This is a genomic window from Vibrio sp. CB1-14, assembly GCF_040412085.2.
Classification (GTDB): Bacteria; Pseudomonadota; Gammaproteobacteria; order Enterobacterales; family Vibrionaceae; genus Vibrio; species Vibrio chaetopteri.
Map to the genome: position 1 here is coordinate 2654944 of NZ_CP115920.1, position 26458 is coordinate 2681401.

The 26458-nt window shown below is 48.9% G+C and carries 26 protein-coding genes; all 26 read right to left on the reverse strand.

Annotation, left to right across the window (positions count from 1 at the left end; genetic code table 11):
• Positions 1-24: 24 nt before the first annotated feature.
• The 26 genes from cheY to fliD all read right to left on the reverse strand — a co-directional run bounded on the left by cheY (position 25) and on the right by fliD (position 26414).
• Entirely contained in the window at positions 25-393 is a 369-nt protein-coding gene (gene cheY / locus PG915_RS11970; protein WP_006069980.1) for a chemotaxis response regulator CheY, read from the reverse strand.
• A gap of 45 nt (positions 394-438) precedes the next feature.
• Positions 439-1170: an RNA polymerase sigma factor FliA gene (locus PG915_RS11975; RefSeq protein WP_353496727.1), complete on the reverse strand. Its 732-nt coding sequence runs from the start codon at positions 1168-1170 to the stop codon at positions 439-441.
• A complete protein-coding gene (locus PG915_RS11980) occupies positions 1163-2050 on the reverse strand; it encodes a MinD/ParA family protein (protein ID WP_353496728.1) in 888 nt (295 codons plus the stop codon). Before PG915_RS11980 ends, PG915_RS11975 begins: the two co-directional genes overlap by 8 nt.
• A 12-nt stretch (positions 2051-2062) precedes the next feature.
• Complete coding sequence (flhF, locus tag PG915_RS11985) at positions 2063-3592, reverse strand: flagellar biosynthesis protein FlhF (RefSeq protein WP_353496729.1); 1530 nt, start codon at positions 3590-3592, stop codon at positions 2063-2065.
• Positions 3593-3658: 66 nt separating this feature from the next.
• Positions 3659-5764: a flagellar biosynthesis protein FlhA gene (flhA, locus tag PG915_RS11990; RefSeq protein ID WP_353496730.1), complete on the reverse strand. Its 2106-nt coding sequence runs from the start codon at positions 5762-5764 to the stop codon at positions 3659-3661.
• A gap of 144 nt (positions 5765-5908) precedes the next feature.
• A complete protein-coding gene (gene flhB, locus PG915_RS11995) occupies positions 5909-7039 on the reverse strand; it encodes a flagellar biosynthesis protein FlhB (protein WP_353496731.1) in 1131 nt (376 codons plus the stop codon).
• Positions 7040-7052: 13 nt separating this feature from the next.
• Entirely contained in the window at positions 7053-7835 is a 783-nt protein-coding gene (gene fliR / locus PG915_RS12000) for a flagellar biosynthetic protein FliR (protein ID WP_353496732.1), read from the reverse strand.
• Positions 7836-7841: 6 nt separating this feature from the next.
• Complete coding sequence (gene fliQ / locus PG915_RS12005; protein ID WP_353496733.1) at positions 7842-8111, reverse strand: flagellar biosynthesis protein FliQ; 270 nt, start codon at positions 8109-8111, stop codon at positions 7842-7844.
• A gap of 13 nt (positions 8112-8124) precedes the next feature.
• Positions 8125-9003 (reverse strand): flagellar type III secretion system pore protein FliP, encoded by an 879-nt coding sequence (gene fliP, locus PG915_RS12010; RefSeq protein WP_353496734.1) that lies wholly within the window; start codon positions 9001-9003, stop codon positions 8125-8127.
• Entirely contained in the window at positions 8996-9421 is a 426-nt protein-coding gene (gene fliO / locus PG915_RS12015) for a flagellar biosynthetic protein FliO (RefSeq protein ID WP_418642041.1), read from the reverse strand. Before fliO ends, fliP begins: the two co-directional genes overlap by 8 nt.
• A 27-nt stretch (positions 9422-9448) precedes the next feature.
• Positions 9449-9859 carry a flagellar motor switch protein FliN gene (fliN, locus tag PG915_RS12020; RefSeq protein ID WP_042497033.1) on the reverse strand — a complete coding sequence of 137 codons (411 nt, stop codon included), beginning with the start codon at positions 9857-9859 and terminating at the stop codon, positions 9449-9451.
• Positions 9860-9911: 52 nt separating this feature from the next.
• Positions 9912-10961 (reverse strand): flagellar motor switch protein FliM, encoded by a 1050-nt coding sequence (fliM, locus tag PG915_RS12025; RefSeq protein WP_353496735.1) that lies wholly within the window; start codon positions 10959-10961, stop codon positions 9912-9914.
• 7 nt (positions 10962-10968) lie between these two features.
• Positions 10969-11472, reverse strand: coding sequence for a flagellar basal body-associated protein FliL (fliL, locus tag PG915_RS12030; RefSeq protein ID WP_353496736.1), 504 nt, complete (start codon positions 11470-11472; stop codon positions 10969-10971).
• Between the two features lie 91 nt (positions 11473-11563).
• On the reverse strand, positions 11564-13318 hold the full coding sequence (locus tag PG915_RS12035) for a flagellar hook-length control protein FliK (protein WP_353496737.1): 1755 nt from the start codon (positions 13316-13318) through the stop codon (positions 11564-11566).
• Between the two features lie 146 nt (positions 13319-13464).
• Positions 13465-13908 (reverse strand): flagellar export protein FliJ, encoded by a 444-nt coding sequence (fliJ, locus tag PG915_RS12040; RefSeq protein ID WP_112480503.1) that lies wholly within the window; start codon positions 13906-13908, stop codon positions 13465-13467.
• Between the two features lie 4 nt (positions 13909-13912).
• Positions 13913-15238: a flagellar protein export ATPase FliI gene (gene fliI, locus PG915_RS12045; RefSeq protein WP_353496738.1), complete on the reverse strand. Its 1326-nt coding sequence runs from the start codon at positions 15236-15238 to the stop codon at positions 13913-13915.
• Positions 15238-16038, reverse strand: coding sequence for a flagellar assembly protein FliH (gene fliH, locus PG915_RS12050; protein WP_353496739.1), 801 nt, complete (start codon positions 16036-16038; stop codon positions 15238-15240). Before fliH ends, fliI begins: the two co-directional genes overlap by 1 nt.
• A 24-nt stretch (positions 16039-16062) precedes the next feature.
• Positions 16063-17115, reverse strand: a complete 1053-nt coding sequence (fliG, locus tag PG915_RS12055; protein ID WP_338164978.1) for a flagellar motor switch protein FliG — start codon at positions 17113-17115, stop codon at positions 16063-16065.
• Positions 17115-18863, reverse strand: a complete 1749-nt coding sequence (gene fliF, locus PG915_RS12060; RefSeq protein ID WP_353496740.1) for a flagellar basal-body MS-ring/collar protein FliF — start codon at positions 18861-18863, stop codon at positions 17115-17117. Before fliF ends, fliG begins: the two co-directional genes overlap by 1 nt.
• A gap of 15 nt (positions 18864-18878) precedes the next feature.
• Positions 18879-19190, reverse strand: coding sequence for a flagellar hook-basal body complex protein FliE (fliE, locus tag PG915_RS12065; protein WP_353496741.1), 312 nt, complete (start codon positions 19188-19190; stop codon positions 18879-18881).
• Positions 19191-19329: 139 nt separating this feature from the next.
• On the reverse strand, positions 19330-20745 hold the full coding sequence (locus PG915_RS12070) for a sigma-54-dependent transcriptional regulator (protein ID WP_353496742.1): 1416 nt from the start codon (positions 20743-20745) through the stop codon (positions 19330-19332).
• The gene (locus tag PG915_RS12075; protein ID WP_353498718.1) at positions 20745-21815 is read right to left on the reverse strand and encodes a sensor histidine kinase; all 1071 of its coding nucleotides are present in this window, start codon (positions 21813-21815) and stop codon (positions 20745-20747) included. The genes PG915_RS12070 and PG915_RS12075 overlap by 1 nt, the downstream gene beginning before the upstream one ends.
• A gap of 210 nt (positions 21816-22025) precedes the next feature.
• Positions 22026-23489 (reverse strand): sigma-54 dependent transcriptional regulator, encoded by a 1464-nt coding sequence (locus PG915_RS12080; protein WP_353496743.1) that lies wholly within the window; start codon positions 23487-23489, stop codon positions 22026-22028.
• Between the two features lie 214 nt (positions 23490-23703).
• Positions 23704-24114, reverse strand: coding sequence for a flagellar export chaperone FliS (gene fliS / locus PG915_RS12085; protein ID WP_353496744.1), 411 nt, complete (start codon positions 24112-24114; stop codon positions 23704-23706).
• Positions 24115-24124: 10 nt separating this feature from the next.
• Entirely contained in the window at positions 24125-24427 is a 303-nt protein-coding gene (locus PG915_RS12090; RefSeq protein WP_353496745.1) for a flagellar protein FliT, read from the reverse strand.
• A gap of 25 nt (positions 24428-24452) precedes the next feature.
• Positions 24453-26414, reverse strand: coding sequence for a flagellar filament capping protein FliD (fliD, locus tag PG915_RS12095; RefSeq protein ID WP_353496746.1), 1962 nt, complete (start codon positions 26412-26414; stop codon positions 24453-24455).
• Between the last annotated feature and the right edge of the window lie 44 nt (positions 26415-26458).

A 26458-nucleotide genomic window follows, 5' to 3' on the forward strand; every position in this document is an offset into this window, starting at 1 on the left:
TAGCCGTCTGCTATTTATGGCGTCTTATAAACGCTCAAAGATTTTATCTAGTTTTTCTTTTAGTGTTGCCGCAGTGAAAGGCTTAACGATATAGCCGTTTACACCTGCTTGCGCCGCTTCAATAATTTGTTCACGCTTAGCTTCTGCAGTGATCATAAGAACAGGCAAATGCTTCAGCTCTTCGTCCGCACGAATATGGCGAAGCAGATCAATACCTTGCATGCCAGGCATGTTCCAGTCAGTCACCACAAAGTCGAAATCGCCTTTCTTGAGCATTGGCAAAGCCGTCAAACCATCGTCGGCTTCTAGCGTGTTGCTAAAACCCAAGTCGCGCAAAAGGTTTTTAACGATACGACGCATTGTTGAAAAATCGTCAACAATCAAGATTTTCATGTTTTTATTCAAAGTTGCCTCCACTGAAAGCAAAATCAGTGTTTATTAATTATTATCGGTCCAAGCGCTTAGCTTGGTGCGAAGACGCTGCATGGATTGACTTAGTATTTGGCTAACGCGCGATTCGCTGACGCCCAATACCTCACCTATCTCCTTCAAATTTAACTCTTCATCATAATACAGGGATAACGTCAACGCTTCACGCTCTGGGAGCGATTTTATTGATTCTATTAACGCTTCGCGAAATGCATCATCCGCGACACCCTGAAAAGGCGAGTTAACTTCTTCATCTGCAACAGATACAGAGTCTTCGGATATGCCAAGATCTTCAATACCAACAAGTTTTGAGCAGTTAATATCTGACAATGCCTTGTGATATTGTTCTAGGCTCATTCCTAAATGGTTGGCGACTTCCGTATCGGTCGGGTCACGATTAAGCTCCACCTCCAATACCGAAATCGCCTGCGAAATATCACGACTGTGCTTGTGTACCGAACGCGGCACCCAGTCACCTCGACGAATATCGTCTAGCATCGCTCCTCGAATGCGAATGCCAGCGTAGGTCTCAAAGCTTGCACCTTTGCTACCATCATAATTTTTTTGTGCTTCAATCAAGCCGATCATTCCGGCCTGAATCAAGTCTTCTACCAACACGTTAGGTGGTAAACGCCCAATTAAATGGTGAGCGATTCGTTTCACCAATACTGAGTATTTCTCCAAGAAAGCTTGCTGACCACTCAAATTGGCATGCTGGTCATAGGTCAAAGCTTTATTCACCAAACGGTTCCTCTAATACTTCCGGTCTGTTGAGTAGTCTCTCGACAAAAAACTCCAAGTGGCCACTTGGTACTTTTGGTATTGGCCAAGTCAGCGCTTTGTTGGCAAGCGAGCTCATCGCCAATGCCGCCGGTGAACGTGGAAATGCATCCACTACAATTTTTTGTCTCTTCACCGCTTGTCGCACTTTATCATCTAATGGAATACAGGCGACTAACTCCAGGCTCACATTCAAGAATCGCTCTGTGACTAGTGTCAATTTTGTGAACAATTCTCGGCCTTCTCGGTAGCTACGAACCATGTTCGCCACCACTTTGAAACGCTGCACTTGGTGCTCGCGGCTCAGCAATTTAATCAATGCATAGGCATCAGTGATCGACGTTGGTTCATCACAGACCACCACAACGACATCTTGCGCGGCGCGCGAGAAACTGACCACCATGTCAGAAATACCTGCTGCAGTATCCACCAGCAACACGTCCATTTCTTCTTCCAAGCTACCAAATGCACGGATAAGTCCCATGTGCTGCGCATGACTCAGTTCCGTCATGCTTTGGGTACCCGACGTCGCTGGAATGATTTTGATGCCGTGTGAGCCTTCAACGATAGCGTCTTTTAAATCGCATTCGCCCGCCAGAACATGACCCAGATTTTTCTTAGGTCGGATGCCCAGCATGACATCGACATTAGCAAGACCTAAGTCGGCATCAAGTACCATCACTTTCTTGCCTTGGCGCGCCATGCAAATGGCCAAACCAAGCGTTACGTTAGATTTACCTACGCCGCCTTTGCCGCCGGTGACAGAGATAACTTTAGTTAAAGTTGGTTTAGTCAAACGTCTTAGGCCACTGGCCTGATCATGTATCATGTTATTTGTCATTTTCGCTTGCATCTAAACCCCCTCCATATCACTGTTCCAGAAGTGAGGTTCATTCTCTGTCGACTTCTCTAATAATTCGTTGGCTTTCGCGACCATGTATTTTGGCTGCGCGATCACGATGTCTTCCGGTACTCGCTGACCATTCGCAATGTAGGTCACCGGTAGTGCATTTTGGACAACGACACTAATAAACTCACCCAAACTCAATGACTCATCCAGCTTGGTCATAATACAACCAGATAGCGGAATGCGTCTAAAGTGATCCAGTGTCTCTTGCAGTACTTGTCGCTGCGCTGTAGCAGGCAAAACAAGGTAACTGTGAATCACTTCGCCACTCTCTTGCATCAGAGTGTCTAACTGTTCGGACAAACGCACATCGCGCTGACCCATACCGGCGGTATCTATCAACACCAAACGTCGATTTCTCAACTGATAGAGTACATCGGCCAATTCTTCAGAATCTTTAGCGACTCTTACCGGGCAACCCATAATGCGGCCATAAATCGACAGCTGTTCATGAGCACCGATACGATAAGTGTCTGTAGTCACCAAGGCGACATTGTCTGAGCCATACTCCATCGCCGCACGCGCAGCGAGTTTTGCCACAGTCGTGGTTTTACCGACACCTGTAGGACCGAGCAGCGCAACGATGCCACCTTTGCGTAGAATATCTTGCTTACTAACAACAATCTGATCGGAAACCAAAGACAGCAACGCTTTCCACGCTTTTTGTGGCGGTGTGTCTTCTGGAATATAGCAAGCAAGCTGGTCAGAAAGCTCAGGGGAGATCCCCATGCGCTCAAGGCGTTTAATCAACATGGCACGCAGCGGCTCACGGCGCTCAACTTCTTGCCACATTAATCCGGAAACTTGATGTTCGAGCAAACGACGGATCGAGGACATATCCTCTTTCATCGCTTCGAGCTCTTCACCAAACTTACCATCGCGGCCACTACTTGATCTGCGTGTCTCACGAGCATTATCTAAATAGCCTTCGTCAGAGCGGTAAGCGGGACGAGCACTTTCTTGGCGGTCACGGAAAGCCGTCTCAGAACGGTTTTGCTGAGCATACTGCAAGCGGTCGCTGTTTTGATAGCCATCACTCACTGAACGAGAATCGCCGGCATACTTACTGCGCTCCGACTGACGTTCAAGTAATGCTGAGAGTGAATCTGGTGGTGTATTCTTCGGCTTGCTTTGCTCGTTGTCGTTGCCGCGATAGTTTTTTAGCATATTCGCGAAACGATCGGTCATCGATGGTAGTGCGCTACTGGTCGGTGCGGCGCTGCTCTTTTGCAAGTTCACCACATCCTCTTTGAGGTCGCGACCATAGCTCGGCAAAGCCGAACGCGATGGCGCCGCTAGAGCATTGCTGCCCATTTGACGCTCTGGCTGCGCAGTATCGCCATCAATAGCAGCCACGATTTCTACGCCGCCCGCCACTTTTTTATTCGACATGATCACAGCATCGGCGCCAAGTTCTTCTTTAACTTGGAGCAGAGCTTGCCTCATGTCTCTGGCGAAAAATCGTTTAATTTTCAAGTGTTACATCCATTCAATGTGCAATGTCCGGCTCATCGGTGTTAAGACCGGCGACCAGTACTAAGGTTAATTACCTACTGCCTGCACGATTCTAATCTGTTTCTCATCAGGGATTTCTTGGTAAGACAAGACTCGCAAGTTCGGAATGGTATTTTTCACGAATTTAGCGAGCGTCGAACGCAATACACCCGATGTTAGCAGCACAGCTGCCTCTCCTTTTAGCTCTTGCTCTTGAGTCGCTTGTGTTAGCGAAGCTTGAAGTCTTTCGGCTAATCCAGGTTCAATGCCTGCGGATTCACCGCCAGACGCTTGCATAGTTTGATGCAAAATTTGTTCCAGCTCAGGTATCAGGGTAATCACTGGAAGCTCTGGCTCTATGCCGTTGATTTCCTGAACAATCAGGCGTTTCAGCGAGATACGAACCGCTGCCGTCAATACGTCAGGTTCTTGACTCTTGCCGGAGTATTCCGCCAAAGTTTGGACGATAGTACGGATATCACGGATAGGAATCGCCTCATGCAGCAAGTTCTGTAGAACCTTGACCACAGTACCCAGCGGCAATTGCTCTGGGACAAAATCTTCCACCAACTTCGGAGCGCTGCGACCAAGCACTTCCAGAAGGTTCTGCACTTCTTCGTGCCCTAATAGCTGAGCGGCGTTGTTGGTCAAGAGCTGACTCAAATGAGTGGCAAGCACTGTGGATGAGTCTACGACGGTATAACCAAGCGCCTGGGCGTGTTCTCGCTGCGCTTCTTGAATCCACACCGCTTCTAGCCCAAATGCAGGGTCAATGGTTTGCTCACCATCAATCAGGCCATAAACTTGTCCAGGGTTAATCGCGAGCTCCTGATCGGGACGAATTTCGGCTTCTCCCACAGCGACCCCCATCAAGGTAATGCGATAAGAGTTAGGCGTCAGCTCTAAGTTATCGCGAATATGCACCGCAGGAATGAGAAAACCAAAGTCTTGGGAAAGCTTTTTACGAACACCCTTCACACGTTCAAGCAATTCACCACCTTGGTCTCTGTCTACTAGTGGAATTAAACGATAGCCCACTTCAAGACCAATCACATCAACGGGCTGAACGTCATCCCAAGAGAGCTCTTTTGGCGGCGCAGCCGGGTCATTGCTGTTGGCACCCACCTCCGCCGGTAGGTTCTTCTCATCCGCTTTAGCTTGCTGTTTACGGTGCATCCAATAGGCGCCACCACCAGCCAACGCAGCCAAAAGTAGAAACGCAAAGTGTGGCATACCCGGCACAATACCCATCACACCCAAAATACCGGCGGTGATAGTCAATGCTTTCGGGTTATCAAAAAGCTGGAATACAACCTGCTCCCCCATGTCTTCGTCAGTATTTTGACGGGTCACCATGATGGCGGCAGCAATGGAAAGTAGTAGCGATGGGATTTGAGCAACCAAACCATCACCAATGGTCAGCAACGTGTAGATTTGCAGGGCTTCGGTAAAGCCGAGCGAGTGCTGCATCATACCAATGCTGAGACCCCCAACGATGTTGAGAAACAGGATCAAGATACCTGCAATGGCATCGCCCTTAACAAATTTGGATGCACCATCCATCGAGCCGTAGAAGTCAGCCTCTTTGGTCACTTCGAAACGGCGCAGGCGTGCTTGGTCTTGGTCAATGAGACCAGCGTTAAGGTCAGCATCAATCGCCATCTGTTTACCAGGTAGGGCATCGAGGGTAAAGCGAGCACTTACCTCGGAAATACGTCCCGCACCTTTGGTAACCACCATGAAGTTAATGATCATCAAAATCATAAACACCACGAGACCCACGGCGTAGTTACCACCGATAACCACGTTACCAAACGCTTCAATTACGTTACCGGCAGCGCTGCCCCCTTCATGACCATAGAGTAAAACCACACGAGTAGACGCCACGTTTAGCGCTAAACGCAACAAAGTAGCAATCAGCAGTACGGTTGGGAATGCGGCAAAATCAAGAGGACGACGGGTATAGACCGATACCAGCAAGACCACCATGGCCAATGCGATATTAAAGGTGAAGAACAAGTCGAGCAGAATTGCCGGGATCGGCAATACAATCATCGCAAGCGCGGCAAGCACCATAACCGGTGCACCGATAGCAGGTAGCGCTCGACGCGGAATGTTCGGCAACTTATCGGCAAAAGGTAACGTCAATTTCATTACGGATAGTTCACTGCTGGTCTCCACTTTCCTTGGAGACTCGGGTTGTTTCTTTTAATACAGACTAATGTGCAAGAATTACGCCACTAACGCGCGCCATTTTTTTGACACCACTAATTTGCCACCCACGATGACAAAGTCGTATTAGTAACGCATATCTTTCGGGATAGTGACCTGCTCATTTTGCAGCTTAGGCCGCTGTCCACCCTTTTTGCGATACTGCTTAAGCTGATACACATAAGCGAGAATTTGCGCCACCGCAGCAAACAGTCCATCAGGGATTTCTTGTTCCAGCTCTGTGGTGTGATAAAGCGAGCGAGCTAATGGCGGTGACGGGATAACATAAATATTGTGCTCTCTCGCCACTTCACGGATCTTCAGCGCCATGTGATCCACACCTTTTGCGACCACAATTGGCGCTTTGTCTTGGCCTTGTTTATAGCGAAGCGCTACGGAAAAGTGCTCAGGGTTAGTCACAATCACATCAGCTTGAGGTACTTCTGCCATCATGCGCCGTTGAGCGGCTTCCCGTTGCAACATACGAATACGCCCTTTCACCTCAGGTTTACCCTCGGTATCTTTGTATTCGTCTTTCACTTCTTGCTTGGTCATTTTCAGTTGGTTGGCGTGCTGCCAGATCTGAAACGGGATATCTATCGCTACCACAATGAGCAACGTCGTACTTATCAGCAAAATAAAGTTAAGCAAGATATCCAGCGCGTGGAAGATGTTCTGGGGATAGACCTCCATACTGAGCTGGAATAAGTCCGCTCGCGAGGCGTTAACCAAATAAAACGCCATCCCGGCAACGAGCGCGACTTTTAAAATCGACTTGATAAGCTCCACCCAACTTTGCATCCCAAGCATTCGCTTCACACCGCTAAGTGGGTTCATTTTCGACAGCTTTGGCATCGCTGCTTCCGCCGAAAAACTAATGCCCCCGACGCCCGCGGCGCCGACAAGCGCAGCAACGAACAACACAACCAAGATAAGTGTCAGTGGTAGCAGCAAGCTCGACAGTGCACCGAGCACAACATCAAAGAGTTTGGTGGAGTCGTAGATTTCTTCTCGGGTTAAGGTGAATAACCGCGACATTGAACTAAACAATGCGCGCGCTAACCCTTCGCCAAACATCATCAGTGACAGCGAGCCAACAATCAGTACGGACACCGATGCTAGTTCTTTGGATCGCGCCACCTGTCCCTTTTCGCGAGCTTGTTTAAGCCGCTGGGGGGTGGCGTCTTCGGTACGTTCTTGGCCGTCGGATTCTGCCATGATCAGCCCTCCCCTAGCACGCGAGATCGATCAAGCGACACACCTGACCTTCTACTTGTAACCAATAGAGCTGATAGTGACTATACAGCCCCGCCATAATGTACCAACAGATCATCAAACCGATAAGTAGCGCAAACGCAAAACCGAGCGAGAAGATGTTAAGTTGTGGCGCTGCACGAGTCATAACACCAAAAGACAGGTTGACCGTTAAAAGCGCGATAATACCGGCCAGCGCCATACTCAATGCGGTCTGAAACATGATGCCTAGCCACCCAGCCATTTCGCGAAAATCCGCGCTGGACAGATGTCCCGAGCCCACTGGCAAGGTCTTAAAACTCATCACCACCAGTTGAATCATCTTAAGATGGCCATCGGTCGCAAGGAAAAACATGGTAGTGAGAAATAGAAATAGCTGACCTAACACCGGCGTATTTTGACCGTTCGCAGGGTCAACCATAGAAGCAAAACCTAGGCTCGATTGCATACCTAATATCTGGCCGAGCATAACAAAGGTCTGCACCATAAATACCGTCACCATGCCCATCGCAGTACCGATAAGTATTTGCTCAGCAACAGTGAGGAAACCTTGAAACGACAACAACTCAATGGTTTGAGGAATGGCTGGTATCGAAGGTGACACCGCCAGCGTCAGCGCAAGCCCTAAGAACAATCGAATGCGAGGTGATACAAAGTTCGCCCCAGTAACGGACATCACCATCAACATGGCGGAAATACGCACATAAGGCCAAAAGAAGTTGGTTAGCCAATCAAGGACGTCACTCGCTGGGTATTCCATGCGGGCTTACCATAGTACCAATGGGAGACGCTCGATGATTTCATAAAAAAACTCCATCATCATCTGCGTGCCCCAATGGGCAAACGCCATCAGTGCCAAAATAGTGACAATCAATCTTGGCAAAAAACTTAACGTCTGCTCGTTAATCGAAGTCGCGGCTTGAAAGATAGCCACAACAAGACCGACTAAAAGGCTCGGCACTACGATGGCACAAACCAGCAGCAATACCAGCCACAGCGCATCTCTAAACAGTTCGACAAACATCTCAGGAGTCATAATGCTACTCCAGCTACAAGGCGAAACTGCCGGCCAAGGTGGAAAGAATCAGATTCCATCCATCCACCAGCACGAACAACATCAGTTTAAACGGCAAGGATACAATCATCGGTGACAGCATCATCATACCCATTGCCATCAAAATGGACGCCACGACCAAATCAATGATAAGAAATGGCAAAAACAGCATAAAGCCAATTTGGAAGGCTGTTTTCAGCTCCGAGGTAATAAAGGCCGGGATAAGCACCGCCATAGAGACGTCTTCTGGGTTCTGTGCGGTTGAGCCAGACATTTCAACAAAGGTCTCCAAATCTTTGACGCGCGTTTGCTTTAGCATAAAGTCTTTGATGGGCGCTTGTGCTTGTTCAAAGGCTTGCTTGGCACTGATCTGCTCATTGAGGTAGGGCTGCACAGCTTGCTCGTTCACCTGATTGAGCACCGGGGACATAATAAAAAAGGTCAAGAATATGGCAATACCAATGATCACCTGATTGGACGGCGTTTGCTGCAAACCCATTGCTTGGCGCAAGATGGACATCACCACAACAATTCGGGTGAAGGAGGTCATCAAAATTACCATGGCAGGCAAGAAGCCTAGCATGGTCATCAGTGCCAATATTTGCAGGTTGACCGAATAGTCTTCACTGCCGTCTGGATTAGTCGTCATAGTAAATGCTGGAATGCCAGGCCCCGTGCCAAAGGCACTGGATGTGGTTGCACCGGCTGCGCCTCGGTCGCTGCGCATTTCGCTGACGGTAACGCTGCTACTTGGAGCAGCAGAGCTTGAGATAGGCGTTGCTAACTCTTCTTCAGCAGCACTCACACCAACAGAAAACAGTGGCGCAGCAATCAGCAATAAACAAACAACAACAAGTCGAATAGAGTTAGTCATTGTGAGTCTGCTTTTTCATGATTTTCGACAACTGACTAGCAAATGCAGGTTGAGAGACTTCACTCTCTTCAAGCGGCTTCTCAAGCTTTGAGATAAGTTGAATCGATTGTGAGGTAATACCCACTAAAAACTGCTCTTCACCCGCTTCTACGATCGCGATGCGCTCTTTGGTACCAACAGGGATTTGGCGAACAATCTTAAGCCCTTGCTGATTGACCAAAGAGGGCACTTTCATGCGTTTTAACACCCATGCCAAACCCAAGATCACAGCAATCACTAATACGAGTGAGCCAAGCGTGGCAGCAAAATCAAACGGCGAACCGCCGTTAGCTGAAACTTCTGCCGCGGCATTCGCGATTCCAGAAGTCATAAACAGCGCCGCCCCTATCGTGGACAACCAATATCGATTCAATGTCATCAGCCTAATTCCATTCACAAAATTTGATTAGCGCAACTTCTTAATGCGCTCTGTTTGACTGATCACGTCCGTTAAACGAATACCAAACTTATCGTTTACCACAACCACTTCGCCGTGGGCAATCAAGGTGCCGTTGACCATGACATCGAGCGACTCACCTGCAATACGGTCAAGTTCAACCACCGAACCTTGGTTAAGTTGTAGCAGGTTACGAATACTGATCTGCGAGCGCCCTACTTCCATCGAAATAGTGACCGGAATGTCCATAATGGTGTCGAGCTTACGACGCTCATCATCAGTAATTGGTGCAGGTGAATCTTCTAGCTCATCCAGTGGCGCCGCCAGAACTTCATCCACATCTACATCAGGCGCCATTGGATCTTCACCCAGTGCCGCTGCCCACTCGTCCGCTAATTTTTGGTCATCACTGATTGTCATTGGTTATCTCTACTTCTGTTATTCTGTTGCACCGCGCGCCTGCGCAGTTTGATTATTCTTGGTCTAAGCCTTCAACGTGCTCAAGCTCTGCCATGATGTCTTTACCAAGGAAAGCTAGGTCAGTTTTCACTACATCTGGTCGGCGAATTTTCTCCGACACTTGCACTGCGACTTTCTCGCCAGTGCGCCCCATCTTCACTCGGAAGGTTGGCAAATCTTCGACAAACATAGTGGCGTTCTCAGGCATCTCGATTGGGATAATATCGCCTGCTTGCAGCTCCATAAGATCGCGCAGCGACACATCTTTCTCTAATAAGTTGACGCGAAAGTTAACCGGAACATCCATGATTTCTTCACGCAGCGCGCTGCTCCAGCGTACGTCGGTTTCCATCTTGTCGGATTGGACACCCGCATCGAGCAGTTCACGAATGGGTTCCACCATGGAATAAGGCATGACAACGTGGAAGTCACCGCCACCACCATCGACTTCAATGTGGAAAGAACTCACCACAATAACCTCGGTTGGACTGACGATGTTCGCCATACTCGGGTTAACTTCTGAGTCTAAGTACTCAAACTCAACGCCCATCACCGGCGACCACGCTTCTTTGTAGTCCTCGAACACCGTTTTCATTAACAGCTGAATGATACGGCGCTCGGTTGGCGTAAACTCACGACCTTCAATCTTGGCGTGGAAACGGCCGTCTCCACCGAAAAAGTTCTCAACTAAGATAAATACCAAGCGTGCTTCCATCGTGATCAGTGCCGTACCTTTTAGTGGACGGAATCTCACCATGTTTAAGCTAGTCGGAACGTACAGAGTGTTTTGGTACTCACCAAATTTCATCATCTGAACGCCGTTAATCGACACTTCGGCTGTTTTGCGTAACATGTTAAACAAGCTGATGCGCATGTGGCGCGCAAAGCGCTCGTTAATCAGCTCAAGCGTTGGCATACGACCGCGAACAATGCGGTCTTGGGATGAGAAGTCAAAATGGACGACATCAGCTGGATCCTGACCCAGGTCGTCCTCTACCTCATCAACGTCGTCCACACCGTGCAGTAGCGCATCAATCTCATCTTGGCTTAATAAATCGGTCACAATGCACCTATTGGATTACAAAATCGGTAAATAACACACGCTCAACCACTGGCGAACCTACTACTTGGCTGAGGCTTGCTTGAACATCAGTGGTCGCCTGATCACGAAGCTCGACACGACCTGTCGAACTGCGCAGTTGCTCTACCGTCGCAGAGGCAAACGTTGAAAGCAGAGTGCTTTCAATTAATGGTGAATGGTAACGCGCTTGACTCTCGTTATCTAAGCCACGCACCATAAGCTGAACTTTGATCTGCACCATACGATCGCGCTGCTTGCCAGATGCATTAAACACAAATGGCTGGGCGAGATTGACATAAGAAATCGGGTCAACAGGTACCGCAGCACCTCCAGAAGCACTTTGGGTAGGCGATGATGCGCTCACTGTGTCATCTGAGCTCAAAATCCAGTATGCGCCACCTCCTACACCAAGTAGTACCACGACAGCGGCAACAATAATAATCAGCATCTTTTTGCTGTTGTTTTTTGCGGGTTGTAAACTTTCTTCAGCCATAACTCTTCAACTACTGCGTTACTTTGTTTTAGACATAGTCACTTCTACTTTATGCATCGTAATTTTTACCTTATGCATCGTAATTTTTACCTTATGCATAGTAACTTATGCCATCTTTATTCTGTTTTACTGCGACTTCAACGCTCGTGCCATTTTCAACACTGTCTACGTCACCGCTGCCATTTGATGCGCTATTCCCAGAGCCGCCCGTACCAGACCCGTTTGACGCATGGCGTTGCTGCTGACCTTGCTGCTGTACGGACGTGTCCGCCAACTGAATGCCTTGCTGTGACAACATTTCACGCAGCCTTGGCATCGCCTGGTCAACCATATCGCGAGTCTGCTGGTTTTGAACGGTAAAGTGCACCGTTGCCGAATCGTTGTTAAGGCTCATGCGAATTTGCATGCGTCCTAACTCAGGTGGATCAAGACGAATATCGACGTGCTTTAAGTTCTTCGACATCATCATTTGTACACGCTCAGCAACCTGATCACTGGCATTTTCTTTTGTCAGTACCATTGGTGATTGAACCGCAGAGGCGGCCGGCGTCTGCTGCTCAGCACGCAATTGCTGGGTCGCCGTTAATGCGCCTGTTGCTTGTAGCGCGGTGTCATTACCCAAACCCGCCGGATTTTGAGTTTTATTAGCGCCTTTAATTCCATTGATATTCGCCCCAGCCACTTGCGTGCCCATCGGCGAACCTGCTTTGGTTGCATCGGTACCACCAAGCTCTTTACCACCCGTCATCATCGCTGCGGCAGCGGCCATTTCACCAGCGGGTTGGCTGGCGGCTTGAGCACCTTGAACCGGTATTTGAACCGAACTGACTTGTGCACTAACTTGCGCCTGAGCTTGAGGAGCAGCGCCAGCAGAAAGTGTGCCAGCCTGAGACGTTGCTGCAGGCGGCATTTTATCCGCTGCCAAAGCAGTACCGGTAAGTGCTGCTTTCGCTTCTGATTTGGCGGCAAGTTCCGCGTCGGATTTACTCCAAGCAATGTTTGCTTGCGGCTTGCCCTCGCCTTCAGCGGCGAGCGTAGTTTTAGCTTCAGAGGCTTGCGTCAATTTACCGTCAGAAGCGTGGGCACCCGCCGCTGATGCCGCGAGTACTGTATTCGAACCTTGAGCCTGTTTACTGGCTAGCTCTGTCTTATCGCCAGTTAGCGAAGAGGTTATTTGTTCCGCTGTCTGCGAAGAAGGCTGCGATGAAGGCTGCGCTTGCTCGGCGGCGACAACGCCTGCTGCTACTGCGCCTGCAACTTTCTCAGTTTCACCATCAACGGGATTTTTTAGGGCTTTATTGGATTCGTCTAGACGCGAAAGCAGTTCTGCATTTTCAGACATGGCTTTCTCGGCATCTGCGCCAGTTTTCGTCGCATTGTTGCCAGGCTGGTCTACTGAAGCCTTGTTTTCTGATGAAGTCTTGGCTGCGGCTAAATCCGCGGACTCTTCAGCGTTAATTTGAGTAGCACCCGCCAGCGCTGCCTGATCTGTCATTTTTTTGACAGGCGAGTCTGAGTCTTCACCCTTCGCAGCACTCTCAACCTTATCCGTCTTTGCCGCTTTTACATCAGATACCTCTTCATCAGAGGAGTCTTCTTTACTGGATTTCGTCTGCGTTGCCGCATCTTCCAGCATGGCATCTGTTGACTGAGAGCTGGTCTTTGATTTGGCTACACTGCCCTCAACCTTTTGATCAGCTTCAGACTTTTCTGGAGATAGCGCGTCTTTGAACTTATCCCAAAATCCCGGGCTTTCGGCCGCATCACTCTCAGAGACTGAAGTTTTCCCTTCACTCTTTGGTAGCACGCTACTCGATACGCTGTTATTTGAAATCGACAGACTCATTCCATTTACGCCCGTTATTTAAAAAGGTTGCTGACTCGGCGGAAACTTGCCGCCCATATTCTCTAGGCAGGTCGATGCAATTTTTATACCGAGTATCATGCCTAGTTTCGTCGGAAAGTGGAGGCCAGAAAGTCTAGGTAGGGAAATTAACGTGCCTGGCGACGACGGGCGAACAACAAATTGGAGAATTCATCCATTTGCTTTTGATCGCGCTTCGCTTCGAGCTGAGCTTTCTCTTTGGCTTTTTTCTCAATCAACCACTCGTAAGACTGGCGCTGTTTGCGAGTGTTGTGCCAATACTCTTCACAGTCATCCACTTGCTGCTTAAAATGCCCTTCGGCTGATTTTTGCTTAGTAAGTGTTTCATCTAACTGAGTGAGGAAGCGATTGAGGTGTCCATATTGGCTAGCCGTTAATCCCTCTTGTCCGCGAGCGACCAACTGGTTGCAATAATCGAGTCGGTACTGCTCGATTTGTTGAACTTGCTGATAGTATCCTTCAAGCTCAGTGCGAGCTTTGTTTAGTGCCAGCACGGCTTGTTGTTCGTTATCTTTCGCTTGCTCAAGCAAAAACTCTAGGGCGTTTTCCATACAATTACGACTCTACGGACAGAAGCTGTTTCAACATGCCAAGGCACATATCGTAAGGCACGCTTTCTCGCATACTTTGTTGTAAGTATTGGTCGAGTTTTGGCTTCAATGTGAACGCGCTATCGATGGCCGGATCGGTTCCCGGCTTATAGGCACCAATCGATACCAAATCTTGATTTTTACGGCAAACGGACAGAATTTGTCGCACGGCTTTGGACATCAGGACATGCTGATCATCGGTAATTTGTGGCATGACACGACTCACCGATCTTTCGACATCAATAGCTGGGTAGTGACCGGCATCCGCCATTTCACGCGATAGCACAATATGGCCGTCTAGAATGGCTCGCGAAGCATCGGCAATCGGATCTTGTAGGTCATCCCCTTCCGTGAGTACCGTGAAAAATGCCGTAATCGAGCCCTGATTGACGTCACCATTACCGGCACGCTCGACCAAGGCGGGCAGTTTAGCGAACACCGATGGCGGATAGCCTTTAGTCGCTGGCGGCTCACCAACAGAGAGGGCAATTTCACGCTGCGCTTGGGCAAAACGGGTTAGCGAGTCCATGAGCAGCAATACATCTAAACCTTGATCGCGAAAATACTCTGCAATGGTCAAAGCCGTTTGACAGCCTTTCAGGCGCATCAGCGGTGAAGCATCAGCAGGAGCGGCCACCACTACTGAGCGCTGACGTCCCTCGGTACCTAAAATCTCTTCTATGAACTCTTTAACTTCGCGGCCACGTTCACCAATGAGACCCACCACAACCACCTGTGCAGTCGTGCCGCGAGTCATCATGCCAAGCGTCACCGACTTACCCACGCCGGAGCCGGCAAATAAACCAATACGCTGACCTTTACCTACGGTTAAAAGACCATTGATGGCTTTAAGACCAACATCCAAAGGTTCCGTGATTGGCTTTCGAGCCAATGGGTTGATAGGCTCAGCATTAAATGAAGCGCGCTTTTCCGTGTAGATGTCGCCAAGGCCATCGAGTGGATTACCCACGCCATCAATGACGCGACCAAGGAGCTCCATTCCAACAGGCAAACCCGTTTCTGACGCCATTGGGGTCACTTTTGCCCCCGGCAATACGCCCGTGATTTGCTCACTTGGCATTAGATAGAGATGTTCGCCCGAAAAGCCAACCACTTCGGCGTCCATATCACCATGCATGGTTTCCACTTTACATAGACTGCCGATAGGCGCTTTACAACCGATCGCTTCGAGCGTTAAGCCCACCACACGAACCAGTTTTCCTGACGCAGTCGCCCTGGATTTATGGCCTTCGAGCTTATAGTTGGCCAGTCGCTGAGCCAGCGGCTGCATTACTCGCCCCCTTGGTGGCGATTGGCACCGCAAAAGCTTTGCAGAACGTTTTTAACGCGATCTTCCAGTTTGTAACTCACGCTAGAATCGCCCGCTTCAATGTACATATCACCGCGATTGAGCGACGGCTCAACGGCCAATGTCCAATTGCGAATGTTTAGCTCATCATCACCATAAGCGGCACGCACGATATCAACATCAATTGGGTTGAGTTTTAAGGTGATCGCATGACCTAAGATAGGCAGAGCTTCCACAGACTGCTTGATGGTATCAAGGATGATCTGTGGGTTGGTTTGAACTTCGACATGCACCACTTCTTTGGTCAGTGCCAGCACCATGTCCACCAGCTGCTTTTCAACTTGGTTGTTCATTAGCTCAAGCGGGTTAGCGAATTGATTGGCTAACTCCATGAAGGTGTCGACTTGCTGTTTGATGTACTCTTCACCTGCTGCAACGCCTTCCGCTTTACCCAGCTCTAAACCCTCGCTATGACCGGCAGCAAGACCTTCCTCTTTGCCTTTGTCGTAACCTTGCTTAAAGCCTGCTTCTTGGCCTTGGAAAAGACCATCTTGGTAAGCGCCTTGTTTGATTTGCTCGATTTGTTCCTCGGTGAGCATCAACGGCTCTTCTTCCTGAGCGGCCTCTTCACGTGGAGTCCAGCTTGGGTCGTAGTTAAGCGCCGTTTCTCTGGCTTCTTGAGTCACTTGAGAGGTGTAATCAGGCAAGCCCCATGAGTGAGCTTGCTCTACAGTGTTATCTTCAGATGGGCGTAAAAAGCCGCGTTTTCGATCACCAGACATCGGCAAACCTTCCTTTAACTGGGATTACAAGAACTCGTCTGCGCCACCGGACAGCATGAGCTCTCCGTTGTCGGCCATACGCCTTGCAATGGTCAGCACTTCTTTTTGCGCTGCTTCCACATCCGCGACACGCACTGGCGGCATCGCTTCGATGTCTTCACGCATCATATCAGCAGCACGTTTCGACATATTGTTGAAGATCTTCTCTTTCAGACCTTCATCGGCACCTTTCAGTGCACGTTGCAACACATCTTGTGGAACGTCTCTAAGCAGCTTCTGAATACCTTGATCGTCAACTTCGATCAGGTTTTCAAACACAAACATGAGGTCTTGAATCTGGGTCGCCATGTCTTCGTCTTGGTCGCGGATTTGATCCATGAGGATACCTTCGACGTTGTTGTCTAGGTAGTTCATGATCTCGGCCGCTGCCTTCAAGCCGCCAATCTTGGCCGCTTGAGCGCCGGCTTGACCTGCGAACTGTTTCTCCATGATTTCGTTTAGCTCTGCCAATGCAGACGGCTGAACTTCTTCGAGGTTGGCAATACGCATCATCAAATCAAGGCGAACACGTTCAGGGAACTGTGACAAGATTTCGGCTGATTGGTCTGCTTCTAAATAAGAAAGCACAATGGTTTGGATCTGTGGGTGTTCGTTATGAATGATGCTCGCCACTTGGCGTGGATCCATCCATTTCAATGAATCGAGACCTTTTGAACCGGTACCCAGCAAGATTTGATCAACCAGGTTGTTAGCTTTGTCTTCACCGAGTGCAGCAACCAGTGCATTACGCATGAAGTCTTCACTGCCCATACCGATGTTGGTGTATTTCTGAATGTCTTCCAAAAATGCGCGGTGTACAACGCCGACTTTATCCTGGCTCAGGTCAGTTGCCTTCGCCATTGCGCTACCAACACGTTGAACCTGCTTAGGCTCAAGGTGGCGAATAATACTCGCCGCGTCAGATTCATTCAGACTCAGCAGCAAAATAGCCGCTTTTTCATCGCCACCAATCGAGGAAATATCAACGCTAGATTCCACTATTTGGCCACCATTGGCCGCTACAATATCGTTTGCCATTAGTTCTCAGCCATCCAGTTTTTCACTACTTGCGCAGCCAGTTCAGGTTCGTTGGCCACCAGTGCACGCACCGCTTTCAACACGTCTTCATCTTTATGTAGGTTCGGCAAATCAATGCCGGAGCTAAATTCAAACAGTTCACTGCCGTCGATATCGGTGCCAATCAAGCTAGTTTCTCCATCCGCACCAAGCGGTAGACCATCAGGGCCGTATAACTGCTCGTCTTCTTCTGCTGCGGCAGGGTTAAGCAGTTTCTTCATCGCAGGACGGATGAGCACCATCACGACAACCACGATAACGAGCGCACTTGCGAACCAGCGGATCCAATCATTGAAGTTTGGATGCTCCCAAATTGGCACATCTGGCAGAAGCTCAGCTGCTGGCTCTTCGAAGGTCATACTAAGAACATTCAATAAGTCACCACGATTTTCACTAAAGCCTACCGCACCCACGAGAATTTGACGCAGTGCTGCTAGCTCACTTTCAGAGCGCGGCTCGTAGGTCACTTCACCGGTATCGGGATTGACTTTCGCGCGGTTTTTGATGGCAACCGCAACGGTTTGGCGGTTAACAACACCTGTTTGTTTACGCTCATGGCTAATGGTGGTATCGAGTTCAAAGTTGCGCGTGGCTTCTTTATGTACTGAGCCTTGCCCCATCACAGAACCATCTTTCATCTGCGCCACATCAGTCGGAATCGACGCATCGGCGGGCGGTTGATTGCTCAGCGCACCTGGCACACCGGCAACCACATTGCCGTTGTTATAATCTTCTAGCGTGTATTCGCTTCGTGTAGCTGGGGTATTAGGATCGAAACGCTTGCGCGTTTGCTCTACAGCACTAAAGTCGAGTTCGATATCTACTTGAGCGGTGTAGTTGCCCAATCCCAAAATTGGGATAAGGACTGAATCAATTTTCTCACGCAATGCTTGTTCTTGGTTACGCTCAAGCTCTTGCTCTTTGCGTCTTACCATTGACGTCGCATCTTGAGACCCTGAGTTAAGAAGACGGCCATGCTGATCAGTAACGGTAATGCGTGATGGCTTCATACCAGGTACAGCACTCGCTACCATATCGACCACAGAATCGACTTCTTGCTGTTTGAGAGACGCCCCCATCGCCAATGTCAAAAATACCGAAGCAGACGCTTCTTGGTTATGGCGAACAAACACGCTTTGTTTTGGCAGTGCGAGCAGTATGCGCGCGGTGCGCACTTGCTTCATTTGTTCGATGGCTTTAGCAAGCTGCCTTTCACGGCTGAGTTTGAGGCGCTCTTGCTCAAGACGCTGAGACACACCAAACCCCATATCTTGCATCAAGATATCGTCACCAGCGTTCGACGAGCGGTTAAGTCCGGCACGCACCATATCGAGTTTGAGGCTGTTGTATTCGCTTGCAGGTACGCTCAAAGAGTTGCCACTAAGCTTATAGGCGACTTTTTTCTGATCTAGGTAATCGAGAACCGGGATCAATTCTTCGGTTTCGTATACCCCAAGCGGGCGCATTTCGGGCTCTTTGACCCAGAAAAATAGCATCACAATCAAAGCGACACAGATTGAGATAGACAGCACCAGTACAATTTGTCGTAGCAGATCGAGATCGCCGACGGCCAAATCAAACTTGGAGCTGCTTTTTTCATTAATGTCAGGATTTTGACTATCGCTTGCGATGTCTGTGCTGGAGACCATTGCGGTATCCGCACCACTGTCCATGACTGCGACGTCGGTCGACTGGTTATCTTGAGCCACTTATTATTACCTAGATTACACGGGCATATTCATGAGTTCTTTATAGGCTTCGACGAGCTTATTTCTCACTTGGATGGTTGCTTCGAAAGCGACACTCGACTTGTTGCGAGCAATCATGACGTCTGACAATGAGACATCTGCGTCACCACGGTCAAAACGAGTTTGTAGATCACCAGAGGTTTTTTGGAGACCATTTACGTTATTCACTGCTTGGGACAACATGTCGCCAAAGTTGGCACCCACTTGATGGGCGGTCGCTGTCGGCTTTGCGTTTGAGGCTTCAAACATCATCGCCTGCATTTCATGGTTTAGTCCGTCAACTTTCATGCTGTACCATCTCCTGTCAATAAATTGACAGTTTCCTTTCTAAAATCTGATTTTTCTGGTTGATTGAAATAAAACAGCAAAAATTATGCCACGCTTTCCCCGATGCTGACCAGCTCCGAGGTCAAATAAATTATGACGTTTAGCTAGGGATCTCAATTCCCGCATCGCGCATTTTAGCGAGCTTGTAGCGTAAAGTGCGTGGGCTGATGCCCAGCTTCTCTGACATCTCTTTGCGACGACCTTCACACTCTTTTAATGTGTCTAAGATAATCGCAAACTCTTGGTCACGAAGCTCGCCGCCAAGTCCTTCACCACTCGCCACCGGACGAGCCAGTTCAGACTCGACTTCGGCTACCGGAGCAACCATTGGAGTAGCGATGGATACTGGGTCGGATACTGCTATTTGTAGGCTCGATGCATCTTGCCAATCCACGCCTTCAAGCAAAATATGCTCAGCCGCAACTTGGCTTTGATCACAAAGAATCAGAGCGCGCTGCACCACGTTGTCGAGCTCACGTACGTTGCCAGGCCAAGGGTAGCTTTGCAGTTTCGCCAAAGCTTGTTCAGTAAACTCTGGCACCGGCATACCTAATTTCTTACAGTGACGCTCCGTTAAGTGGCGAGCGAGAGGCGCGATGTCACCCGTACGCTCGCGCAGCGCAGGCCACGCAATTGGGAACACGTTAAGACGGTAATACAAGTCTTCACGGAAGTTGCCTTCTTGAACGTACTGTTTGAGGTCACGGTTACTGGTTGCTAGAACACGAACATCAAGAGCGATACTTTTACGGCTTCCAAGACGCTCTACTTCGCGTTCTTGCAGAACACGCAGCAGTTTTGCTTGCAGATTAAGATCCATTTCACTGATTTCATCAAGCAAAATAGTGCCGCCCTGCGCCTGTTCAAACTTGCCCGGACAAGCTTGGATGGCACCGGTAAAGGCACCTTTTTCGTAACCAAACAGCGTTGCTTCTAGCATGTTGTCTGGGATGGCTGCACAGTTAATCGCAACAAAGGGACCATCAGCACGCAGTGACTTGTTGTGAATGTAACGAGACATCACTTCTTTACCTGAGCCGCTTGGACCCAGCACCATCACGCTGGCATCGGTTTTGGCCACTTTTTCCGCGAGTGTCAACAACTGAATACTTTTCGCATCCGCTACCACAGCGTCGCCATTGTCGTCCGACTTAACGGGTGCGTAACGGCTAACCATATTGAGCAGAACTTCAGGGGCAAATGGCTTCGCCATGTAGTCGATAGCACCTTCTTTCATTGCTGCTACGGCATCTTCAATGTTGGCGTATGCCGTCATTAGAAGAACAGGCAGATTCGGCCAGTGCTGCTTGATATTGCGAAGCAGCGCCAAACCACCCATGCCAGCCATCTGAACGTCAGAAACCACTATGTCTACAGGTTGCGTTTTTAGTTTCACTAACGCATCTTCCGCGCAATCCGCTTCAACCCATTCATAGCCAGCAAGCGCCAGCGTATCGACTAATGCTTCGCGAAGACCTTCATCATCTTCAACGATCAATACTTTGCTCTGAGCCATCAGTTATGTCCTTCGTCCGTTACTTCTTGATCCGACGGTGTTTTTGCCAGTGGCAAGCACATGGTAAAACAAGCACCATCATTCTCTTCTGATATTAATTCCAATCGTCCCTCGTGGGCACGACACACCATTTGCACCACAGCAAGTCCAAGACCCGTGCCTTGAGAGCGTGTGGTGAAAAATGGTTCCATGATTTTTTGTTGTAGCTCTTTCGGTATACCAGGGCCGCTGTCTTGTACCGAGATTTTCAACTCGTTATTTACCGGTCTAAAGAAAACATCGACCTGAGAGCCCTTGCCTGCAATTTGCACCGCGTTAAGCACTAGATTACTCAGTGCTGACGCTAGCGCGTTCACGTTGCCTAACAGCGGTGTCTGTTCTTGTTCGACTTCCAAGCAGTAGTCGATTTGATTGCTTTTAAGCGTTGTCTCGACCATAGGCTGATATTCGGCAACCAAATCACCAATAGTAAATGGCTTAATCACCTTGTTGTCGCCGCCCTTAGCGAACAGTAGCATGTCGTTAACCTGCTTTTCGAGATCATGCAGTCTATCGACCAATTTGACTTGAAAACGCTCGCGCGTCGCTTGTGGAAGGTTCGGTGCGGCTAAGTTTGATGCATATAGCATTGCACTCGATAGCGGCGTGCGAACCTGGTGTGCCAATGAAGCCACCATGCGCCCCAATGACGACAGTCGCTGCAAATCACTGACCCGTGATTGCAATAAACGAGTTTCCGTCAAATCGGTAATCAGGATCAGTTGCCCAGTCGATGACGCTGAAATAGCCAAACGTACTTTGCGGCCATTACGCAAAGATACCTCATGCCCGTCATCTTCTTTTGGGTCGAATACGACTTGAATAAGATGAAACCACTTTTGACCCACTAGCGGGATCTCGAGAATGCGGTGTGCTTCTGGATTCGCTTCACGCACTACCCCTTGGCTATCGAGCAAAATCACACCGGCGGGCATCGCTTCAATGACTTGCTGATAACGCTCAACTTGTGACTCAAGAGAATCTAAGTGCGAACTGGATTCAGGTTCAGACTGCGAGGTTTCGTTGACCATCTGATTCATGTACGAGGCTTTCCTTCCATTAATACTGCTCGTAGAAATACGTAAGCCCATAAAAGACTATAGCCCGACCATGCAAAAGACATGCCGAGCTATATTTGTTGTTTTTCAGACACTTAATGGCGTCAATTATTTGTCGTCAATTTTCAAGCGTGAGCTGCGTCAAATTTACTCTGTCTGTGGTGAAGAGAAAGCGATGAACACCTAGCGATGAATGGCGTACTTACGCATTTTCTCAACTAGGGTGGTACGGCGCATACCCAGCATATCAGCAGCACGAGCAACGATGCCATCTTGCGCATCCAGCGCTTGGTTAATCATATTAACTTCAAGATCTGCCAGCATCTCTTTCAGGTTCACACCTTCTGGAGGCAGTGACTGAGGCGCATGTTGTGAGTCAAACTCAGGTTCATCATCAAAAGAGAAGTCATCTGAGAAGATACTATCCAGTGCGTCTCGCTCCTGCTCTTCGATGGTCTTGAGTGTATTCATCTCTGGTTGGAATTCCGGGATGTCACTGTAGCGATACTTCACCGGAAGATGGTTTACATCAACTAGGCTGTTTGGATACAGGATCACCATACGCTCTACTAGGTTAGCGAGTTCACGAACATTGCCGGGCCAATCGTGCTCCATCAATGAGTTAATTGAGCGCGGTGCAAAGCAGATTGGTTGACCACCTTCCGCTTCCATGCGTGCTAGAAGCTCTTGAAGTAGCAGTGGAATATCGTCTTTGCGCTCACGAAGTGATGGCATCTCAATTGGGAACACATTTAGGCGATAGTAGAGATCTTCTCGGAACTGAGTCTCTTGAATCATGGTTTCAAGATCGCGGTGCGTCGCCGCTACAATGCGAACATTAGCCTTGATCACTGATGTACCGCCAACACGTTCAAATACTCGCTCTTGAAGTACACGCAGAAGCTTCACTTGCATTGGCATTGGCATATCGCCAATTTCATCGAGAAATAGAGTGCCGCCTTCAGCGAGCTCAAAGCGCCCTTTACGTGCAGTGATTGCGCCAGTAAACGCCCCTTTCTCGTGGCCAAACAGTTCACTCTCCAGCAGATCTGGTGGGATTGCACCACAGTTAACCGGTACAAACGGGCCTTTGCGACGACTGGAATGATAGTGAATATTGCGCGCCACCACTTCTTTACCAGTACCCGATTCACCTAAAATCAGCACATTCGCTTCTGAACCAGAGACTTGCTCAATTAGATGGCGAACCTCTTGGATACCAGAGCTTTGGCCAACTAGGCTGCGAAACAGGGTATTCTTGCGCGTCGCGGATGGGACTTGTACGCCTTTACGCCCCAAAAACTCGCGGCAATGACGCAAAGCATCGCTGAGCTGCGGGTAATTGAGCGGGAATTCAAGTTCACCAACAAAACTGGTCAGTGATTCAACTGCGCCCGTAAACTCACTAGTGACAAGGAGTGGGATGTGATTTGACACAGCAAGCTGAGCCAGCAAGGCGTTGGAGAGGGTCGCGCTTTGCAGTGCACCAACGATGCACCCAGACCAGGTCTGAGTCCAATCAATTTGATTGATGTCGCTCGATGAAATTGCAACGCAGTGCTCACCTACAAACTCAAGGATAGTCTGAAGGTTATTGCGCACTTGCGAGTCGTCAGCAATAACAAGAAGTTTAGCTAAGTCTTGCATGTGTCAGGAATAATGCCTTGGTAAGTCAACCTATTCATCTGCACACAGCCGCATAATTCGTGCGACAAATGCGCTTTATAAACGTCATAAGAGTTTTATAAAACAGATGCTTAGGTACAAAAAAAGCGCCATCAGGCTAAGAATGGCGTCTATTCTATTGGCATTAATATAAGAAGGCAACTGACACACCGCCAGTTTAAGAGGTTTATTCCGCTTAAATACCTACTTCTTGAGCAGTTAGGTTGTGATAGTTAGAAGGGATTTGGTCCCACGCTGACTTGATTTCACGGATGATCTCAATTACGTCATCAATTGGCTGCGGGTTGTTTTCATGGTTTGCCTCGGTAATCTGACCGATCATGAATTCGTACAATTGATCTAAGTTTTTAGCGATATCGCCACCATCGTCCATAGAAAGGCAGCTACGCAGGGCAATAATGATGTCGAGAGCTTTACCAATACGCTCACCTTTTACAGGAATGTTGCCTTGCTCCATCGCTGCTTTTGCTTGGATTAGCCTTTCAATAGCACCACCCATAAGCATTTGGATAACTTTGTGCGGTGAGGCAGCCGTCAACTGACTGTCTACAGAAACTTTCTTGTATGCTTGCAATGAACCACGCATCACTATCCTCTCAAATAAATTTTTTGTACTGCTGTAAGGAACGTTTACCGTGTCGGTATTTTCTTAACGACTGTCCCAGTTGTTCCGTTTTTGATTCCATCAGCTGGGCAATATGGCGAGTCGACTCGACCACATGCTGCCACTGAGCACTTTGCTGCAGGTTCGGATTCCTTTTGCAGACATCAATAATGGTTTTGATTAACTGTTCTCTTTTATCGACCAACTGATGAATTTCTTCAGTCTCTGGGTCAATATTTTCTATCAGAGATAATAAACGGTGATCTAAATCACTTAACTCATTGAAAACAAGCATTTAATTAACTCCATACGGATAAATATTATGATAGAGCATTCATCATGCCAGCAAGCTGCGCCTGCATTTTTCCGGTCGCATCTTGCATCGCGGCGAACTTGTCTTGGGTTCGCTTTTCAATGCCTTCCATACGCCTGTCTAGCGAGGTTTGGTCGTCATTGAGGCGATAGTTTTGCTCCGATAAACTCTTCTCTCGAGTACGGATAGAGCCGGTCATTCCCGTCATGCTATGAATCGCATCTTCGACCTTCTTGGCAAAACCGTTATTACCACCAAAGAAATCACCTAAATTGCCAAAGTTATTATTGAGCTGCTTATCAAGCAGTTGATAGTTAATTTCAAGACGCCCTTCCCGTGTCGTGGTGATACCGAACTCAGTGAGGGATTGCAGATCTTTTGGTGCGCCTTCGACACTGCTTGAAAATACGCTTTTTAGCCTGGAATCGGCGCTACGTACGATACTGTCACCCGCGAGTGGCCCTGCTCTTCCCGTGGTCGGGTCAACTTTGGATAAATCCTGAGAGACTTGGAAGAACTGGTTGTAAGCATTGACGAACTGTTCGATGTCGGCACGCACACTATCTCTATCGTACTCAACGCCGATTTCGGCCGCTCGCTCGCCAGGTTTGGTGGTACCTTTTAAGGTTAAGTCGACACCTTCAATCGCATCTTCAATGACATTGTTGTGGCTAGAGAGCTCAGCAACACCATCAAGAAGGACGACCGAATCTTGCGCAGATTGGACTTCAGACATCCCCATGTAAATTTGCATTGAACGTTGAGCTTCAGCGAGTTCTGACTGGATTGCCTCGACTTTTTCTAACCGTTCGCGCTCTTCTGGCGACAGTTTTTCGCGCTCTAGTTTTTTGGCCTCTTCTTCCGTCATATCGCCATCGGCCACGGCCTTCACGATCGCCGCTTTCTCAGCGGCAAGCTCATCTTCGAGTTTGGCTTGCGCCTCTTCAGGGGTGACGTAAGAGTCGGTTAAGGTACCAGAGGCGGTGTTCGACCAACCCGGGACTTGTTTCGATTTTTCAATCGCTTTTTCATCAAGCTCAGGTTCTGGAGCTTGATAGGAATCCATTAGGGTGCCAGACGCCGTTTCGGTCCAACCAGGAATGGTATCTTCAGGGCGGCCAGAATTTGCCTCCTGAGGGCTTTCGGGATTGGCTTCGCCTTCTTGCGCTGCCTGCTCAACACTTTGCGTGTCTTCAGCCGCTTTCCCATCAACGGTTTGACCATCGCCGGTTTCTTCACCTGGCAGAGACTCTTGAGCCTCACCTACAGCTTGCTCTTGTTCACCGTCTTGTGGCGGCAAGCCAAGTACACTTAACGCTTCTGCTTGCGCTTGTTCGAGATCGCGCACGCGCTGTTCTATGGTTTTGAACTCAAAACGGAACAGATCATTACCTGGCTCAGCTTCAACGCCAATCGTGAGCGCCTTCTCAGCACCAGATTGATCAGAGGCAGCAATGAGCCTTGGTCCATTACGGTCTTTGATGATTGAGGCTCGAACGCCGGGGTTGTCACTGGCGCCATTGATGGCTCTCACCACATCAGTGAGTCTGGAATTTTTACGAAGGGATAAATCGAATTGCTCGTCGCCAAGGGAAATTTGCAGCTTACCCGTCCCAAATCGCGTGTCATCAGGGATGACATCTGAGGCAATTTTGTGGCTTTGTGCAAGCTGCAAGACATCGACAGCGTATTTGCCAGCGATCGCATCTGTGGTCGCTGTGGCTGTGACAATATTTTCTTCAGTGCTGTTTACACTTCGCAGTGCAAACGCTTTTTCCTGACGAAAATTTGCCATCAGGTTTTTCATCGTATCGAGTGATTCTCGGAGCCGTCCATAGGCACTGATACTGGTATCAATTTTTACGCGTTCAAAATCAATACGTTGCTGCTTTGGTATGCGCTCCGCATCGACGATTTTGCTCACCATGGAATTGATATCCATGCCAGATGACATCCCTATCGGGCCCATTATTCACCAAACTACTTCAAATCTATACCCACCTGAACTCAATT